Origin of the sequence: Nocardiopsis sp. YSL2, from assembly GCF_030555055.1 — a bacterium.
Lineage (GTDB): Bacteria > Actinomycetota > Actinomycetes > Streptosporangiales > Streptosporangiaceae > Nocardiopsis.
In genome coordinates this window covers 2,735,144-2,752,581 of record NZ_JAMOAO010000001.1, presented here as the reverse complement: position 1 = coordinate 2,752,581, position 17,438 = coordinate 2,735,144, and the positions used below count along the sequence as shown (strand labels likewise).

Here is a 17,438-nt window from a genome sequence, read left to right as displayed (position 1 = left end):
CGGACGCGGGCCCGGGACCTGCCCCGGTTGATGATCGCCGCGCCCATGACCGGTCAGGGCAAGACGACGGTCGCGACCGGGCTGATGGCCGCGCTGCGTTCCGCCGGGCACGTGGTGAGCGGCCACAAGGTGGGCCCCGACTACATCGATCCCGGCTATCACGCCCTCGCCACCGGGCGCCCCGGCCGCAACCTCGATCCCCACCTGGTCGGCGAGGACCGGGTCGCTCCGCTGCTCCTGCACGGCGCGCGGGGCGCGGGTGTCGCCGTCGTGGAAGGGGTCATGGGACTGCACGACGGGCGGCTCGGCACCGACGGGTTCGCCTCGTCCGCGCACGTGGCGGCGCTGACCGGGACGCCGGTGGTCCTGGTCGTGGACGTGTCCCGGATGTCCCGGTCGGTGGGCGCGCTGGTGGCGGGCATGGCCGCCTACGATCCGGCGGTCGAGGTCGCCGGGGTGATCCTCAACCAGGCGGGCTCCGCCCGCAACGTCGCCGAGATCATCCGAGCGGTCCACCTGCCCGTGCTGGGAGTCGTCCACCGCGACGAGGGCCTCGCCACCCCGTCCCGGCACCTCGGGCTCGTCCCGGCCGCCGAGCGGGCGGAGTCGGCGCGGGCGGTCGAGCGGCTCGGGGCGCACATCGCACGGCAGGTGGACCTGGGCGCCCTGCTCGACGTGGCCCGGTCCGCGCCGCCCCTGGACGCCGCGCCCTGGGAGCCGGAGCGGGGGGCGGAGGCGTCCCGGGACGCCCGGCGGCCGGTGGTCGCGATGGCGGGCGGGCGCGCCTTCACGTTCCGCTACACGGAGACGGAGGAGCTGCTCACGGCCGCCGGATGCGAGGTCGTCGGCTTCGACCCGCTCACCGACACCGGGCTGCCCGCCGGAACCCGGGGGATCTACCTCGGTGGCGGCTTCCCCGAGGTGTACGCGCGCCGGCTCGCCGCCAACCGGAGCCTGTCGGCGGATCTGGGGAACGCGGTGCGGGACGGGGTGCCGACCGTGGCGGAGTGCGCGGGGCTGCTCTACCTGTCCGAGTCGCTCGACGGCGAGCCCATGGCCGGGGCCGTCCCCGCGCACGCCCGGATGTCGGAGCGGCTCACCCTGCGCTACCCGGAGGCGACCTCGCCCGGGGACACCCTGCTGACCCGGGCCGGGGAGAAGGTCACGGGGCACGAGTTCCACCGCACCCGGCTCACCCCGGGTGCTTCCGGCGACGGCCCGGCGTGGGAGATCGAGGGCTCTCCTGAGGGGTTCGCCTCACGGACGCTGCACGCCTCCTACCTCCATGTCCACTGGGCCGGGCACCCGCGGATCGCCACCCGCTTCGTGGACGCCGTGCGCACGACCTGACCCGGCGCACCCCGGCGGATCAGGTGCGGTGGTCGGTGACCCACGTGAGGGCGGCCCGGACGTCGTGGACGGTGGGCACGCCCCGGGGTCCCGGGGGGCGCCGGACCACGACGACCGGCAGGCCCAGCCGCCGGGCGGCCGCCATCTTGGGCCAGGTGTAGGTACCGCCGGAGTCCTTGGTCACCAGAACGTCGGCGCGGTGCCCGCTCAGGAGGCCGAGTTCGCCGTCCAGGGCGTAGGGCCCCCGGCTGGTGAGCAGACGCCAGGCAGGGGGCAGCGCGAGGTCGGGGACGTCCACCACGCGGACCAGGGCCGCGTGGCGGTCGAGGGCGGGGACGAAGCGGGCGAGCTCCTGGCGGCCGACCGTGAGGAAGGGACGCGTGCCCAGGGACGCGGCGGCGGTCGCCGCCTCCTCATGGGTGTCGACATAGCGCCACGCCGGGTCGGGGTCCCAGCCCGGGCGCTCCAGGCGCAGCAGGGGCACGTCCGTGCAGGCGGCCGCCGCGTTCGCGGTCATGCCCAGGGCGAAGGGGTGCGTGGCGTCGACCACCAGGTCATAGTCGGCGAGCGCCGCCTTCAGGCCCGGCACGCCGCCGAAGCCGCCGATCCGGACCCTTCCCACCGGCAGGCGGGGTCGCGCGACGCGGCCCGCGAGGGAGGTGGTCACGTCGATGCCGGATTCGACCAGCAGTGCGGCGAGCTCTCGTGCCTCGGACGTACCCCCGAGGAGCAGCAGTCTCATGCGGACCCCCGGGGGGCGAGTGGGGGGAGGTCGCGGGGAGCGCCCTCGCGGGCGAGGGTGAGCAGCGCGTCGACGTCGAGGTGTTCCTCCACGAGGTCGGCGAGCAGGTCCAGACGCCGTTCCCGGGCGTCGGCGAAGCGCGTCCCCGACGGCTCCAGTCCCAGCGTCTCGGCGAGGAAGGCCGCGCGGAAGGCGTCGCCCTCCAGGCTGCCGTGCCACATGGTGCCGAAGACGTTGCCTTCGCGGACCAGGAACTCCTCGGGTGTGACCCGCCCGTGGTGGATCTCGTAACCGTGCGCCGGTGCGCCCAGGGCGGTACCGGTCGGCAACCGGAGGGTCTTCTCGGCCGTGAAGTCGGTCCGGACGTCGAGCAGGCCCAGGCCCTCCGTGTCGGCCGGCCGCGCCTCGATCCCGTCGGGGTCGGCGATGGTGCGGCCGAGCATCTGGAAGCCGCCGCAGATCCCGAGGACGGGGCGCCCGCGGCGGGCGTGGTCGGTGATCGCCAGGTCCAGGCCCCGGGAGCGCAGCCAGGCCAGGTCGGCGAGGGTGGACCGGGTGCCGGGCAGGACGACCAGGTCCGCGTCGGCGAGGTCGCGCGGCCCCGAGGCGAAGACGACGTCGAGGCCGGGTTCCAGTCCGAGGGCGTCCACGTCGGTGAAGTTGCTGATCCGGGGCAGGCGCACCACCGCCACGCGGCGGCCGGTGCCCGGGGACCGGCGGCCCTCCAGGTCGAGGGCGTCCTCGGAGTCGAGCCAGAGCCCGGCGTCCCACGGCAGGGTGCCGAACACCCGGCGGCCGGTGAGCCGTTCGAGGTCGGCCAGGCCGGGCTTGAGGAGCCCGGTGTCCCCGCGGAACTTGTTGATCACGAAGCCCGCGACCAGCTCCTGGTCGGCGGGCTCCAGCAGCCCCACCGTCCCGTAGAGCGCCGCGAACACGCCGCCGCGGTCGATGTCGCCGACGACCACGACGGGCAGACCCGCGTGGCGGGCCAGGCCCATGTTGACGTAGTCGCCCGCGCGGAGGTTGATCTCGGCCGGGCTGCCCGCCCCTTCGGCGATGACGACGTCGTAGCGGTCGGCCAGGTCGTCGAAGGCGGTGTGCGCGGCCTCGGCGAGGTGGCGGCGGCCCTCCTGCCAGTCGGCGGAGGAGACGTCCCCGGCGGGGTGGCCGAGCAGGACGACGTGGCTGCGCCGGTCGGTGCCCGGTTTGAGCAGCACGGGGTTCATGGCGGGCTCCGGCGTGGCACGGGCGGCCACGGCCTGCACCCACTGCGCCCGGCCGATCTCCGCCATGCGCCCGTCGGGTCCCCGGCAGACCATGGAGTTGTTCGACATGTTCTGCGCCTTGTACGGCGCCACCCGCAGGCCGCGGCGCGCGAACGCCCGGCACAGGGCGGTGGTCACGACGCTCTTGCCCGCGTCGGAGGTGGTGCCGGCGACCAGGACCCCTACCCGTCGCCCGCCACCACCCTCAACGGACGCCTCCGACGCAGCCCTCCCTCTCCGTCGCCCGCCACCACCCTCAACGGACGCCTCCGACGCAACACGTTCCCCCTGCGGTACGCCGTCAGCGGTCCCCCTCACGCGGTCCTCCTCAGCAGCGCGGTGTCCATCACCCATCCGGCGCGTTCGCGGGCCCGGGCGCGCGCCGCCCCGATGGCGGGGAGCACGTCGCCGACCCGGCCCGCGACCAGTTCCTCGGTGTCGGTGCCGAGGTTGGCGCCCCACCACACCGACCACTCCTCCAGGCCCTCGAAGGCGGGGCCGCCGCCGAGCATGACGACGATGTTGTCCTGCCCGGCGGCGACGGCCTCGCGCAGCCGGCGGGCCGGGGTGACGTGCACCGGGCGGCCCACCTCGTGCAGGACGACGCGGTGCCGCGCGGCCAGGAGCTGGGGCGCGGCGACACCGGGGAGCACGTCGTACTCCACCGGCACGGCGCCGCGCGCGGCGATGCGCTCCACGATCCGCAGGGTGGAGTCGTACAGGGAGGGGTCGCCCCACACCAGGAACGCCGCCGTGCCGCCGCGGTCGCCGAGCACCTGCTCGTAGGCGGCGACCCGGGCCTCGTGCCAGGAGGCGACCGCCGCCGGGTAGTCGGCGGGGTCGTCGCGGTCGCGTTCGGGGTCGGGCACGGCGACCAGGGGCACGCCGTGGGCGTCGCAGACCGCCCGGCGCAGGGCGAGCAGCCCGTCGTCGTCGCGCTTGCGGGCGGCCACGGCGTAGTCGCAGCCGCGCAGCGCCTCGGCGACCTCCTGGGTGAGCTGGTGCGGCCCCATGCCGATGCCCAGGATCCGTACCCTCATTCGGCCCGGTCCTCCAGGTCGCCCTCGACCTCCAGGTAGACCTCGGTGAGCGCGTCGAGCGTCGCCTGGTCCGGCTCGGCCCACAGCCCGCGCCGGGCGGCCTCGTGCAGCCGCTCGACGATGCCGTGCAGCGCCCACGGGTTCGAGCGGCGCAGGAACTCCTGGGTCTCCTCGTCCATCACGTACTCGGCCGCGAGCTTCTCGTACATCCAGTCGTGGACGACTCCGGCCGTGGCGTCGAAGCCGAAGAGGTAGTCGACGGTGGCGGCCAGCTCGAACGCGCCCTTGTAGCCGTGGCGGCGCATGGCGGAGATCCAGCGCGGGTTGACCACCCGCGCCCGGAACACGCGGGCGGTCTCCTCGGTGAGGGTGCGGGTGCGGATCGCGTCGGGCGAGGTGGAGTCGCCGACGTAGGCCCGGGGGTCGGTGCCGGTGAGGGCGCGGACGGTGGCGATCATGCCGCCGTGGTACTGGAAGTAGTCGTCGGAGTCGGCGATGTCGTGCTCGGCGCTGTCGACGTTCTTCGCGGCGACCTTGATCCGGCGGTAGTTGGCGCGCATGTCGTCGGCGGCGGGGGCGCCGTCGAGTCCGCGCCCGTAGGCGAAGCCGCCCCAGGCCGTGTAGACCTCGGCGAGGTCGTTGTCGTCGCGCCAGGTGCCGGACTCGACGAGTTGGAGGATGCCCGCGCCGTAGGAGCCGGGCGCGGAACCGAAGACCCGTGTGGTGGCGCGGCGGTGGTCGCCGTGCTCCTCCAGGTCGGCGCGCGTGTGCGCGCGGACGAAGTTCTGGTCCTCGGGCTCGTCGAGGTCGGCGACGAGCCGTACGGCGTCGTCCAGCATGGCGACCACGTGGGGGAACGCGTCACGGAAGAAGCCGGAGATGCGGACGGTGACGTCCACGCGCGGGCGGCCCAGCTCCTCCAGGGGGACCACGTCGAGCCGGGAGACCCGGCGGGACGCCTCGTCCCATTCCGGGCGGACGCCGAGCAGCGCGAGGACCTCGGCGATGTCGTCGCCGGACGTGCGCATCGCCGAGGTGCCCCACACCGACAGGCCCACCGACTCTGGGTAGGTCCCGGTCTCCTCCAGGTGGCGGCGCAGCAGGGAGTCGGCCATCGCCTGCCCGGTCTGCCAGGCGAGTCGGGAGGGGACGGCGCGGGGGTCGACGGTGTAGAAGTTGCGGCCGGTCGGGAGCACGTTGACCAGGCCGCGCAGCGGGGACCCGGACGGACCGGCCGGGACGAAGCCGCCGGACAGGGCGTGGACGGTGTGGTCGAGTTCGTCGGTCGTGCGGGCCAGGCGGGGCACCACCTGGGTGGCGGCGAACTCCAGGACTGCGCGCACCCCGGGGTCGTCGTGCAGGGCGGCCGCGGCGGCCGGGTCCCAGTCCGCGGCCTCCATCGCCTCGACGAGGGCGCGGGCGGCGGCCTCCACCTCGTCGACCTCGCGGGCCGGTGCGTCATCCTTGAGTCCGAGGGCGGACCGCAGTCCGGGCACCGCGTGCCCGATCCCGCCCCACACCTGGGCGGCGCGCAGGACGGCCAGGACCAGGTTGACGCGGGCCTCGCCGGCCGGAGCCTCGCCGAGCACGTGCAGGCCGTCGCGGATCTGCGCGTCCTTGATCTCGCACAGCCAGCCGTCGACGTGGAGCAGGAAGTCGTCGAACTCCTCGTCGTCGGGCCGCTCCTCCAGGCCGAGGTCGCGGTGCAGCTCCGCGGCGCGCATCAGGGACCAGATCTCGCCCCGGACCGCGGGCAGCTTCGCCGGGTCCATGGCCGCGATGTTGGCGTGCTCGTCGAGCAGCTGCTCCAGGCGCGCGATATCGCCGTAGCTCTCCGCGCGGGCCATCGGCGGGATGAGGTGGTCGACGACGGTGGCGTGGGCGCGGCGCTTGGCCTGGGCCCCCTCGCCCGGGTCGTTGACCAGGAACGGGTAGACGAGCGGCAGGCCGCCGAGCACGGCGTCGGTGGCGCAGGACGCCGACAGCGCCGCGTTCTTGCCGGGCAGCCACTCCAGTGAGCCGTGCTTGCCGAGGTGCACGACGGCGTGGGCGCCGAAGCCGTGCTCCAGCCAGCGGTAGGCGGCCAGGTAGTGGTGGCTCGGGGGCAGGTCGGGGTCGTGGTAGATCGCGATGGGGTTCTCGCCGAAGCCGCGCGGCGGCTGGACCAGGACGACGACGTTGCCGGCGCGCATCGCGGCGAGGACGAGTTCGCCCTCGTCGTTGACGTACAGGCGGCCGGGTGCGGGCCCCCACGCCTCGGTCATCGCGTCCTTGAGCGCCGCGGGCAGGTCCTCGGTCCAGGCGGCGTACTGCTCGGGCGTGATCCGGACCTGGGCGTCGGTCAGCTGGACGGAGGTCAGCCAGTCCTCGTCCTGGCCGCCCGCCGCGATCAGGGCGTGGATCAGCGCGTCGCCGGCCTCGGTGTCGTCCTCCAGGTCGAGTCCGGGCAGGTCGCCGGGCTCGCCCAGGTCGTGTCCCTCCGCCCGCAGCCGGCGCAGCAGCCGGACCAGCGAGCGGGGGGTGTCGAGGCCGACGGCGTTGCCGATGCGGGAGTGCTTGGTGGGGTAGGCCGACAGCACGACCGCGATCCGCTTCTCGGCCGGGGGCACGTGCCGCAGCCGGGCGTGGGCGGCCGCGATCCCGGCCAGGCGGGCGCAGCGCTCGGGGTCGGCGACGTAGCGGGGCAGCCCGTCCTGGTCGATCTCCTTGAAGGAGAACGGCACGGTGATGATCCGGCCGTCGAACTCCGGGATGGCGATCTGGCTCGCCGAGTCGAGCGGGGTGACGCCGTCGTCGGAGGCCTCCCACTCGGCGCGCGAGCTGGTCAGGCACAGTCCCTGGAGGACGGGGACGTCCAGCGCCGCCATCCGTTCCACGTCCCATGCCTCGTCGTCGCCGCCGGCGCTCGCGGAGGCGGGCACGCTGCCGCCGGCCGCCAGGACGGTGACGACCAGGACGTCGAACGCGCGCAGCGCCTCGAAGAGTTCGTCGGGCGCCGAGCGCAGGGAGCCCGCGAAGACGGGGACGCCCACGGCCTGCCCGGTCGCGTCGACGGCGTCGGCGAGGGCGTGCGCGAACGCGGTGTTGCCGCCGGCCTCGTGCGCCCGGTAGTAGAGGATGCCGACCCGGGGAAGCGAGGGATCGACCGGCTCGGCCCGCTCGGCGAAGCCCCACTGCGGGACGGGTGCGGGCGGGTCGAAGCCCTCGCCGGTCAGCAGCACGGTGTCGGACAGGAAGGCGTGCAGCCGCCCGAGGTTGGCGGGGCCGCCCTGGGCGAGGTAGCGGTGGGCGTCGGCCGCCAGGCCGATGGGGACGGTGGAGTGCTCCATCAGCTCGGCGCTGGGCTGCTGTTCGCCGCTGAGCACGACCAGGGGCGTGCCCCGCTCGCGGACGGCGGCCAGGCCCGGCCACAGGTCGTGCGGCGAGCCGAGCAGCCGCACCACGACGAGGTCGGCGCCCTCGACGGCGGCGATGAGCTCGGTGTCGGAGGCGCGGGACGGGTTCGCCCACGCGTAGTCGGCTCCGCAGGCGCGCGCGGAGAGCAGGTCGGTGTCGGACGTGGACAGCAGAGCGATCCGTACCGTCATGGCCGGAGTCCTCCCTCGGGGTTCTCGCCCCATCGGCGGTAGGAACGTTCGAGGCCAGTGTCTGGCTGTACCCCTGGCGGGGGTCTCACAGTGGCGGAACCGCCCCGGACTCGCACCGGGTTCCTGCGCCTCGAGCGAAGGATCCACACCTTAACGGTCCGCCGCCGTTTCCGCTGTGGCGGGTGACTCCCGAGCCGCCTCAGCGCAGGAACCGGATGACCGGGTATCCGGGCCCGGCGTCGACTTCCGCGCGCACGCCGTAGACCTCGCCGATGAGGGACGGGGTCAGCACCGCCTCCGGTGTGCCCTCGGCGACGACCCGGCCGCCGCGCAGCACCACGAGCCGGTCGCAGTACATGGCGGCCAGGTTGAGGTCGTGCATGGCGATCACGGTGGTGACCGCCAGTCCCGCGACCAGTTCCATCAGGTCGAGCTGGTACTGGATGTCGAGGTGGTTGGTCGGCTCGTCGAGCAGCAGCTCGGTCGGCTCCTGTGCCAGGGCGCGGGCGATCTGGGCGCGCTGGCGCTCTCCGCCCGAGAGCGTGTGCCAGGACCGGTCGGCCAGGCCGGTGAGGCCGGCGCGTTCCAGGGCCGCCGTCACGGCCTCCAGGTCGGCGGCGGACATGGGCGCCCAGGCGCGGCGGTGCGGGATCCGTCCCAGGGCCACGACGTCGCGGACCGTCAGCTCGGTCTGGGTGTGCGCGTTCTGCTCGACGGCGGCCACGCGCCGCGCCGCCGCCCGGCGCGCGGTCCGCACGAGCGGCCGCCCGTCCAGGGTGACCACGCCGGAGGAGGGGGCGAGGACGCCGCCGAGCAGGCGCAGCAGTGTCGACTTCCCGGAGCCGTTGGGGCCCAGCAGGCCGATGGTCTGCCCGGTACGCGGAGCGAGGGTGACGCCGTCGAGGATGAGCCGGCCGCCGACCAGCCGGCTCACGCGTTCGGCGCGCAGCCCCGCCTCATGCTCGTCGGCTTGGGCCCGGTGGTCGGCCACGGCCGGTTCGGTGTCGTTCACGTCGTCCTCCTGACCCGGTACAGCACGGCGATGAAGGCGGGCACGCCGATGAGGGAGGTCATCACGCCCACCGGGATCTCCTGCGGGTCCAGCACGGTGCGCGCCGCGGTGTCCACCCACACCAGGAAGACGGCGCCGCTCAGCGCCGTCACGGGCAGGAGCCGGGCGTGCGCCGACCCGGTGAGCGCGCGGGCTGCGTGCGGCAGGACCAGGCCCACGAAGCCGATCGCCCCGGCCGAGCTGACCAGGGCCGCGGTGAGCAGGGCCGTGGCGGTCAGGAGCAGCAGGCGGGCCCGGACCACCCGGACGCCCAGGTGCGCCGCGGCCTCCTCGCCGAACGCGAAGGCGTCCAGGGTGGTGGTGTGGGCGAGGCAGACGGCGAGGACGCCGGCCAGCACCGCCGCGCACAGGGCCACGTCCGCCCATCCGGCGCCGCCGAGCGACCCCAGCAGCCAGAACAGCACGCCCCGGGTCGTCTCGGCGTCCGCGGAGGTGAGGACGATGAACGAGGTGAGCCCCCCGAACAGCTGCATGGCCGCGACCCCCGAGAGGACCACGCGGTCCATGGTCGGGCCGAGGCTCTGGGCGAGGACCACCACCATCGCGAAGGAGAGCACCGCGCCGGCGAAGGCGCCGGCCGACAGCGACACCACGCCGCCGCCCCAGCCGAGGACGATCACGGCCACCGCCCCGGTCGAGGCCCCGGAGGACACCCCCAGCACGAACGGGTCGGCCAGCGGGTTGCGGAGCAGGGACTGCATGACGGCGCCGCACAGGGCCAGCCCGGCGCCGCACACCGCGGCGAGCAGGGTCCGGGGCATCCGGAGGTTCCAGACGATGCCCTCGCGCAGCGGGCTCAGGGGGCTGTCGCCCAGCCCCAGACGCGCCGACACCGAGCGCCAGACGTCGGCCGTGGTGATGTCCGCGGGGCCGATGGTGACGGTGATCGCGATCGAGACCGCGAGGACCACGAGTCCGCCGGTGGTGAGCAGCGCGGAACGCGCACCCCTCACTGGGTGAACCCGAGGTCCCGCAGACCGGCGGCGACGTGCTCGATCCCCTCGACCGTGCGGATCGAGGGGTTCATCGCCTGGCCGCTGAGCAGGATGTAGCGGTCCTCCCGGACCGCGGTGAGGTTGCGGGTGGCGGGGTCGGATTCCAGGAACTCGATCTTGGCGTCCGCGGACTCCGCCGTCTGGGCCTCGCGGGTCAGGTCGCCGAGCACGATGACGTCGGGGTCGCGGTCGGCCACGGTCTCCCAGTTGATCTGCGGCCACTCGTCGTGGGTGTCGTCGAACGCGTTCTGCGCGCCGACCGCCCGGGTGATGGCGCCGGGAGCGCCGCAGCACCCGGCGAGGTAGGGCGACCGCGAGTCGGAGAACCAGTACATGAGGGAGGTGTCGGAGGCGTCCAGGTCCGCGGTCGCCGCGTCCACGCGCCCCTCCAGCTCGGCGACGAGCGCGTCCCCGCGCTCCTCCACGCCGAAGATCCGCGCGAGGTCGTGGATCTCGCCGTACACCGCGTCGAGGGTGAGGGGTTCGCTGCGGGAGCCGTCGCCTCCGCTCTCGTTGTCCTTGCCGGCGGCGCAGTCGCTCGGGGAGACGTAGGTGGGCACGCCCAGGTCCTCGAACTGTGCGCGGGTGGCGACGCCGCCGGTGCCGAGTGTGGAGACGAAGGAGGCGGTCACGAAGTCGGGTTCGGCGTCGAGCACCGCCTCGAAGGAGGGGTTGTCGTCGGCGAGCCGGGGGATGCCCTCGTTGGCCTCCTCCAGGCCCTCCATGATCGGGTCGGTCCAGGTGGCCGTGCCGATGACCCGGTCCTCCAGGCCGAGGGAGAGCAGGATCTCGGTGGTGCCCTGGTTGAGGGAGACGACGCGTTCGGGAGGGGCGTCGACGCCCACCTCGTGCCCGCAGTTGTCGATCGTCGTGGTGGCGCCGGAGTCGGATCCGGTCCCGTCGGAGGTCCCGTCCGCGGACGGGCCGCAGGCGGTCAGGAGCAGGGACGGAGCGAGGAGGAGGGCGAGGGGACGGAGCGCGGAACGCAGCATGGGTATGCCTTGGATGTCGGGGCCCGAACGCGGAGCCTGGCATGGATGCTCCTCCGCGCACTCGACGCGGAGGGGCCAGCAGGTCTTCGGACTCGGGTTCACCCGGACGGGGTGCCTTCCCAGGCCGGTTCCGCGTCGACGCTGTGGTCGTCGCGGCCCCGCCCCAGTGGCGCACAGTACCCCGCCCGTCCCCCTCACCGCTGCGCGTCAGTTCCGGATTCGCACCGGATTCCCTGACCACTGATGTGGTACGACTGGCTCCGGCAGCGTACCAAGGCCCCGTTTCACCTCACACGGACGGATCCCGTGGCCGACGGGTCGCCCCGGGCGCCCGGTCCCCGGCTCGCGACTGCAGCTCCCCCGGCTTCCTGACTTTCGACAGATGACGCCGGCTACCGGCACCGGTTACCTTCCAGACCATGCGAGTACTTCCGGCCCGGCCCCCTTGGAGCCACGCGGGCCTGGCCTGCGTCGTCGCCATGGGCCTCCTGGCCCTGTGGTGGCCGCTGCTGGTGATCGCCCTACCCGTGCCCGCACTGCTCACCGGCCGCTTGTCGGAGGATCCCCGTCCGGCGGTGACGGTCTACTTCACCGGTGTGGTCGCGGGAACGGTGTGGCTCGTCCTGAGCACCCAGCCACTGGGGATATGGGTCACGGGCAGTGCACTGGTGCTGTTCGCCGTGCTGCTCCCCTGGTTGGTGGGTCTGTATCTGCGTAGTACTTCCACGCTGGAGCAGGCCGGTTGGGAGCGGGCCCGGACCCTCGAACGGGAAGCCCGACTCGTCGCCGAGCGCGCCCGGATGCGAGAGCGCTCGCGCATCGCCCAGGACCTGCATGACGAAGTGGGCCACGAACTGAGCTTGTTGTCGCTGCGAGCCGGCGGCCTGCAGATGGCCCCCGACTTGAGCGAGGAGCGCCAGGCACAGGCCAAGGAGCTGCGTGAGGCCGCCGGCCGGGCGGCGGAGCAGATCATGGAGGCGGTCGGAGTACTGCGTGCCGACGCGGATCCGGCTCCACTGGACCCGACCGGGGGCGGGATTCGCACCTTGGTGGAGCGGGCCCGCGCATCGGGCATGGATGTCGCCCTGGAGCAGCAGGAAGAGGAGTCCGGCGACCTGCCGGTGATGGTGGACCATGCGGTTCGGCGAGTGGTCCAGGAGGCTCTGACCAACGCCGCCAAACACACGCCCGGAGCGGCTCTGCGCGTGGTGGTCTCCAGAACATCGGACGAGGTGTCCGTACTGGTGAGCGAGACGTCCTCTCAGCAAAGGCGGACGGAGCACACGGCACCTGGGGCGCCGGGCACCGGAACGGGGTTGGTGAGCCTACGCGAACGGGTGCGGTTGGTGGGCGGATCGCTCGAAGCAGGGAAGGATGAGACCGGCTGGACGGTCTCGGCGCGCATCCCGCTTCGAGGCTCGGTCGCCGGGTCACGGTCCGGGGGCGACCCCAGGACAGCGGCTGAGCCGAGCCCGAAGGCTGGCAGGTTCAGAGGTGCCCCGGTGGCACCGATCCTGCGCGAGCCACACCCGGACGTGGCCCCGTACCGTCGGGCGCGCAGGCTGGTGGGTTGGGCGATCGCAGCAGTGGTGGGCCTCCCCGTCGGGGCCGCGTTGACCGGCTACGGGTTGACGGTGGCGCTTGCCACGCATCAGGCGGCGACCGCCACCCTGGATCCGAGCGTGTTCGAGGAGCTGGAACCGGGTCGGCCCCGGGCCGAGGTCGAAGCCGTGCTCCCCGAGGGCGACCTCTACCGGACTCCGTTCGGGGAGCGGGAACGGCCCGACGGGCCGGACGGGCTGGAGTGCGTCTACTACAGGTCCAATGACGATGTGTTCGGTGGCGGGTACGAAACGTACCGATTGTGCTTCGATACTGAGGTGCTGGTGTCGGCCGAGACACTGGTGCGATGACGGGAGAGGCCAGGCGTGATCCGAGTACTGCTGGTGGACGACGAGGCGATGGTCCGCGCGGGGGTGCGGTCGATCCTCGACGGTGACCCCCGGATCGACGTCGTGGCCGAGGCCTCGGACGGGCGGGAAGGCGTGGATCTCACCCTGTCCTACCGGCCCGACGTGGTCATCGTCGACATCCGCATGCCGGTCATGAACGGACTGGACGCGGCCGCCGAGATCCGGCGCGCGGCCCCGGGAACAGGCGTGATCATCCTGACCACGTTCGGGGAGGAGGAGTACGTGGTCCGTGCGCTGTCCGGGGGCGCGGACGGGTTCCTGCTCAAGACCGGCGACCCGCGGGAGCTGCTGCTGGGCGTGCGTGCTGTGGCCGAGGGCGGCGCCTTCCTGTCCCCGAACGTCGCACGGAGAATCCTCAACGGGCTTGAACACGGGCGGTCGATGGGACAGCTGCACGCTCGCGAGCAGGTGGGCGAGTTGACCGATCGCGAGCGTGAGGTCCTGGCTCTGCTGGGCGCGGGGCTGTCCAACGGCGAGATCAGCCGCCGACTCTACCTCGTGGAGGGGACGGTGAAGGGCCACGTGAGCACGATCCTCAAGCGTCTGGGGCTGCGCAACCGGGTGGAGGCAGCCGTGATGGCACATGATGCCGGGCTGAAGCCCGGAAGCGGCGACGGATTCGACTAGACGGTATGTAGGGAGGGTTCGCGAAGAGGCCGGGACCCCGCTCACACGTTGCCGTGGGTTGCCGACCAGGCAGAACCTGGACGGTAGTGCCTACATGTGTGGGAGGTCCCGGTGTCTTTCGAGCCTACGACCGTCGGGCTGGACGTGCACGCCCGCTCCACCACCGCGTGCGCGATCTGCGGCCCCACCGGCGAAATCAGCACCATCCGCCTGAGCAGCGACCACACCCAGATCCTCGGCTGGCTCACCGGCCTCGCGACCCCGGTCCGTGTCGTCTATGAGGCCGGGCCCACCGGCTTCGCCCTGGCCCGCACCCTGACCGGGGCCGGCCTCGACTGCGTGGTGGCCGCCCCCTCCAAACTCCAGCGCCCCAGCGGCGACCGGATCAAGACCGACGCCCGCGACGCGCTGCACCTGGCCCGCCTGCTCCGCCTCGGCGAGGTCACCCCGGTCCGGGTCCCCACCCCGGCCCAGGAAGCCGCCCGTGATCTGTCCCGGGCCCGCGAGGACGCCCGCGCCGACCTGATGCGCGCCCGCCACCGCCTGTCCAAGCTCCTGCTGCGCCAGGGTCTGCTCTGGGAGGGCAAGAACACCTGGTCCTGGGCCCACCACGACTGGATCGCCCGCCAATCCTTCACCGACCCGGCCCTGCAGGCGGCCTTCGAAGCCGCCCACGAACAGGTCCTGATGGTGCGGGACCGCCGTGACCGGTTGGATGAGGCCATCACCCAGCAGGCCGCCGACCCCGGGTGGGCGCCGGTGGTGGAGCGGCTGCGGTGCCTGCGCGCGATCTCCACTGTCACCGCGTTCGGGCTGGCCACCGAGATCGGTGACTGGCACCGCTTCACCGGGTCCAGCATCGGCGCGTATGTGGGACTGGTGCCCAGCGAGCACTCCTCGGGGTCCCGCCGTGTGCTGGGTCCGATCACCAAGACCGGCAACACCCACGTGCGCCGGCTGCTGGTGGAGGCCGCCTGGCACCACCGCCGCCCCTACCGTCAGCCCACCCGCGAGATGCGCGCCCGGTGGGAGAGGGCCCCGGCAGCGGCCAGGTCCCGGGGGCATGCGGGCAACCACCGCCTGCACCGCCGTTGGGCCCGTTTCGATGAGCGCGGCAAGAAGCCGTCGGTGGCCGTGGTCGCGATCGCCCGGGAGCTGGCCGGGTGGTGCTGGGCACTGGCCGTGGTGCAGGAGTGAGCCCTTGCGATAAGCCGACCGGTGGGAGGGCGCTGCGTGCCGCCGCGTGAGGAACGATCCGCGATACAGCTATGAGCAGCCCGGGGCTGACCCCCTGGGCCACGCTCGTTCTCTAGAGCCGCGGCCTCGTTCCCGCCGAACAGCCCGTCCTGCGGTAGCCAACCCGCGCATATCAGTCTGACCACGCGTCGTGCGTGACACGCGGGCCGCAGGCTGCCTTCCCACCGGTCCCCATAACGAACCTGTGGCGCCTTCTCCGCCAGCTTCAGGATCCTCACGCCCTCGCTGGTGGTCAAGGTCGTTCGTCCCTCGCTGCGCTCGGGGCGCTCCACCTTGACTTCCAGCTCAGCGCGAGGGATCGGCATCTGTCGAAGAAGACCAGGGACCACCCCAGCAGGGAGACCAGCGGTGGCAGATCACCACCTATCACCGCTGGTCAGCGCTGCGCTCTTGACAAAAAACCCTACATATCAGCTGGGGCGTGTCCCGTTGTGGGCGGTGGCGGGCGGCGGGTGGGTCGCGAGCAGGGCGATGACAACGGCTTGGTAGCCCGCCGGGAGGGCAGCGCCTGTACCTGCAGCAGCACCAGGGTGCCCTCGATCACCGCCAGCTCCCCGAGATGGTCGGCCCAGGCCGCGCGGTGGGTCAGCAGGGGGTGCATTCGGTCCCAGGCCCGGGCGGTGGTGACGGCCTTTGCTGTGTTCTCACGTCTTTCTTGGTCGATGCACATGATCACGTGAAGGCCGTCGTGGTGTGTGTGGGACAGCCGGACTCGTGGCCTGAACGATGTCCGGGCCACGGGCCGAGGTTGAACGCCAAGCCAGGCTTCATCTCGGCCCTGCTTGGCCCGGCCTCCTGGCCGGTGAGGCGCGACGCCCGTCTGGACAGCAACCTCGCGAAGACGGATTACCCGCCGGCGGAGCTGCGGTAGACGCTGATGTACGTGCCGCTGTGAGGTTCGACAGGGCCGCGGTGCCAGTCGCCGAACCGCGCCAACGATTCCAGTCCCGCCTCAGCCGCATGGCCGTCCAGCTCCTCGGGGGGCGTGAGACGGCAGGTCTCCTGCGAGACCTTGACGCCGGAAGCCCCGAAGTAGGCGCTGGAAACCCGCCACAGGCTCCGCTCGGTGTCCAGGACACGGCTGACGAGGACTCCGGTCCCGTTGTCGGGGTGAGCCTGGAAGACCGTGTCGATCGTGCGGTCACCGTGGATCAGGGCCACCGCCTCGGGGTTCTGCATCTCGAGGACGAGGAGTCCGTCCGGTGCGAGGTGCCGGGCCCAGGCCAGGACGGAGCGGCGCTGGTCCTCAGGATCGGTGAGGCCCGAAAGAGTTCCTGTGACGCAGTAGACGAGCGGGTAGGCCCTGCCATCGGCGTAGTCCCGCATGTCGGCGAGAACGGAGCGGACGTTCTCCCCCGTGGACTTGGTGTCACGTTCGAGCTGGTCGAGCATGCCCTGGGAGAAGTCCACACCGACGACGGTGCCGATCCGCCGGGCCAGAGGTAGAGCGATCCGGCCTGTCCCGACGCCAAGTTCGAGAGCCGGTCCGCGGCCCCGCGCCAGATCCGCCAACACGTCGGCGGTCTGCTCCGCCACGGCGTCCTTGGGCATGACCTCGTCGTAATGGTCCGCGAACATGCGTCCATATCCGTTGTCGTCGACCTGCACCACGGCTCTCCCTTCGCCCGGCGCCCGGCCCAGCCGGCCGGCACGCATCCCGGAGAACGCTAGCAAAAAAGGTGCGAAATTCTCTTCACTGATCAGTTCAATAACCATGAACAGAGATCATATATCCTCGGACAGGAGTTTTATGGCATGCCTCTTACGGCCACGGCATGCCTTCCATAGACTCACCCGGCGAATGCCATGAACCAGTCGTTGACTTCCTACCGAAAGGCGCACTTCAAGCGCACTCAACCCCCACTGACTTGACCCCTGCACCATGCAAAGCAAGGGCTCCGACCGGAGGATCGATCAGGCTTCAGCAACTCCCAGAATTTCTACAGAACGATGCCCTGACCAGCAAAGACATATCAAAGTTGCAGGTTAAACCAGCTATTCGTGAGACACGAAGAGTTCGACTATCACGCGCCACGGAGATCCTCAAGGGTCAGCCCATGGCCCATCCCGGACATCGGTACATCTCTCCGAGATTAGCGAACGTCTCCCCAGGCGAGACCGCCCGTTGGCTCGGATTCACTCGCTTGAGCACGCCTTGAGAACGACCCGAGTGGTTGACACCCCCTCACCTGGCTCCTAGCTTTATTCCTGCCCGAGATGATCACGTCAGCACTATTTCTCAGCCATCTGTGCTCACGCCCTCTCGGGCTTATCACCCCACCTGAGGACCGATGAAGAAGAAAGGGAACAACATGACTGTCGCCATGCTGGACCGCGTCAAGGCCGGCACCGACCCGGCGGGCGCTCCGGCCGACGACCTGTTCGCCCAGGACCTCATCGCCGAGGGGAACGAGATCTACGCCAGCAGTAGCGGCTGGGTCTGCTCCCTGACCATCGAGTGCGGCACCCTCGTCTGCGCCTGCCAGTAGCACCTGACCCGTCCCCACGGCGCGGTGCGTGTCCGGGCTCAGTCCCGGG

General features: G+C 72.3%; 13 protein-coding genes and 2 riboswitches. Of the genes, 5 read left to right on the top strand and 8 right to left on the bottom strand.

Annotated elements, in window-relative coordinates; genetic code table 11:
- Positions 1-30 precede the first annotated feature (30 nt).
- A complete protein-coding gene (locus M1P99_RS11945; RefSeq protein ID WP_304455670.1) occupies positions 31-1,350 on the top strand; it encodes a cobyrinate a,c-diamide synthase in 1,320 nt (439 codons plus the stop codon).
- Between the two features lie 19 nt (positions 1,351-1,369).
- Here the strand turns inward: M1P99_RS11945 and M1P99_RS11940 are convergent, their stop codons facing one another.
- The 7 genes from M1P99_RS11940 to M1P99_RS11910 all read right to left on the bottom strand — a co-directional run bounded on the left by M1P99_RS11940 (position 1,370) and on the right by M1P99_RS11910 (position 11,043).
- Positions 1,370-2,092, bottom strand: a complete 723-nt coding sequence (locus M1P99_RS11940) for a cobalt-precorrin-6A reductase (RefSeq protein WP_304452712.1) — start codon at positions 2,090-2,092, stop codon at positions 1,370-1,372.
- A complete protein-coding gene (locus tag M1P99_RS11935) occupies positions 2,089-3,534 on the bottom strand; it encodes a cobyric acid synthase (RefSeq protein ID WP_304455669.1) in 1,446 nt (481 codons plus the stop codon). The genes M1P99_RS11940 and M1P99_RS11935 overlap by 4 nt, the downstream gene beginning before the upstream one ends.
- 137 nt (positions 3,535-3,671) lie before the next feature.
- Positions 3,672-4,397 carry a precorrin-6A synthase (deacetylating) gene (cobF, locus tag M1P99_RS11930; protein WP_304452711.1) on the bottom strand — a complete coding sequence of 242 codons (726 nt, stop codon included), beginning with the start codon at positions 4,395-4,397 and terminating at the stop codon, positions 3,672-3,674.
- Positions 4,394-7,984 (bottom strand): cobaltochelatase subunit CobN, encoded by a 3,591-nt coding sequence (cobN, locus tag M1P99_RS11925; RefSeq protein WP_304452710.1) that lies wholly within the window; start codon positions 7,982-7,984, stop codon positions 4,394-4,396. Before cobN ends, cobF begins: the two co-directional genes overlap by 4 nt.
- A 34-nt stretch (positions 7,985-8,018) precedes the next feature.
- Positions 8,019-8,152: riboswitch (cobalamin riboswitch) on the bottom strand.
- A gap of 31 nt (positions 8,153-8,183) precedes the next feature.
- Positions 8,184-8,996: an ABC transporter ATP-binding protein gene (locus tag M1P99_RS11920; protein ID WP_304452709.1), complete on the bottom strand. Its 813-nt coding sequence runs from the start codon at positions 8,994-8,996 to the stop codon at positions 8,184-8,186.
- On the bottom strand, positions 8,993-10,009 hold the full coding sequence (locus M1P99_RS11915; protein WP_304452708.1) for an iron ABC transporter permease: 1,017 nt from the start codon (positions 10,007-10,009) through the stop codon (positions 8,993-8,995). Before M1P99_RS11915 ends, M1P99_RS11920 begins: the two co-directional genes overlap by 4 nt.
- On the bottom strand, positions 10,006-11,043 hold the full coding sequence (locus M1P99_RS11910; RefSeq protein ID WP_304452707.1) for an ABC transporter substrate-binding protein: 1,038 nt from the start codon (positions 11,041-11,043) through the stop codon (positions 10,006-10,008). The genes M1P99_RS11915 and M1P99_RS11910 overlap by 4 nt, the downstream gene beginning before the upstream one ends.
- 59 nt (positions 11,044-11,102) lie before the next feature.
- Positions 11,103-11,317: riboswitch (cobalamin riboswitch) on the bottom strand.
- 145 nt (positions 11,318-11,462) lie between these two features.
- Between M1P99_RS11910 and M1P99_RS11905 the strand changes: the two genes are divergently transcribed.
- The 3 genes from M1P99_RS11905 to M1P99_RS11895 all read left to right on the top strand — a co-directional run bounded on the left by M1P99_RS11905 (position 11,463) and on the right by M1P99_RS11895 (position 14,840).
- Positions 11,463-12,956 (top strand): histidine kinase, encoded by a 1,494-nt coding sequence (locus M1P99_RS11905; protein ID WP_304452706.1) that lies wholly within the window; start codon positions 11,463-11,465, stop codon positions 12,954-12,956.
- Between the two features lie 15 nt (positions 12,957-12,971).
- Complete coding sequence (locus M1P99_RS11900; protein ID WP_304452705.1) at positions 12,972-13,643, top strand: response regulator transcription factor; 672 nt, start codon at positions 12,972-12,974, stop codon at positions 13,641-13,643.
- 111 nt (positions 13,644-13,754) lie between these two features.
- The gene (locus M1P99_RS11895) at positions 13,755-14,840 is read left to right on the top strand and encodes an IS110 family transposase (protein ID WP_304451417.1); all 1,086 of its coding nucleotides are present in this window, start codon (positions 13,755-13,757) and stop codon (positions 14,838-14,840) included.
- A gap of 906 nt (positions 14,841-15,746) precedes the next feature.
- On the opposite strand, the gene M1P99_RS11890 is transcribed toward M1P99_RS11895, so the two are convergent.
- Positions 15,747-16,478: a class I SAM-dependent methyltransferase gene (locus tag M1P99_RS11890; RefSeq protein ID WP_304452704.1), complete on the bottom strand. Its 732-nt coding sequence runs from the start codon at positions 16,476-16,478 to the stop codon at positions 15,747-15,749.
- A gap of 734 nt (positions 16,479-17,212) precedes the next feature.
- Here M1P99_RS11890 and M1P99_RS11885 point away from each other — a divergent pair.
- Positions 17,213-17,389 carry a hypothetical protein gene (locus M1P99_RS11885; RefSeq protein WP_304452703.1) on the top strand — a complete coding sequence of 59 codons (177 nt, stop codon included), beginning with the start codon at positions 17,213-17,215 and terminating at the stop codon, positions 17,387-17,389.
- Positions 17,390-17,438 lie beyond the last annotated feature (49 nt).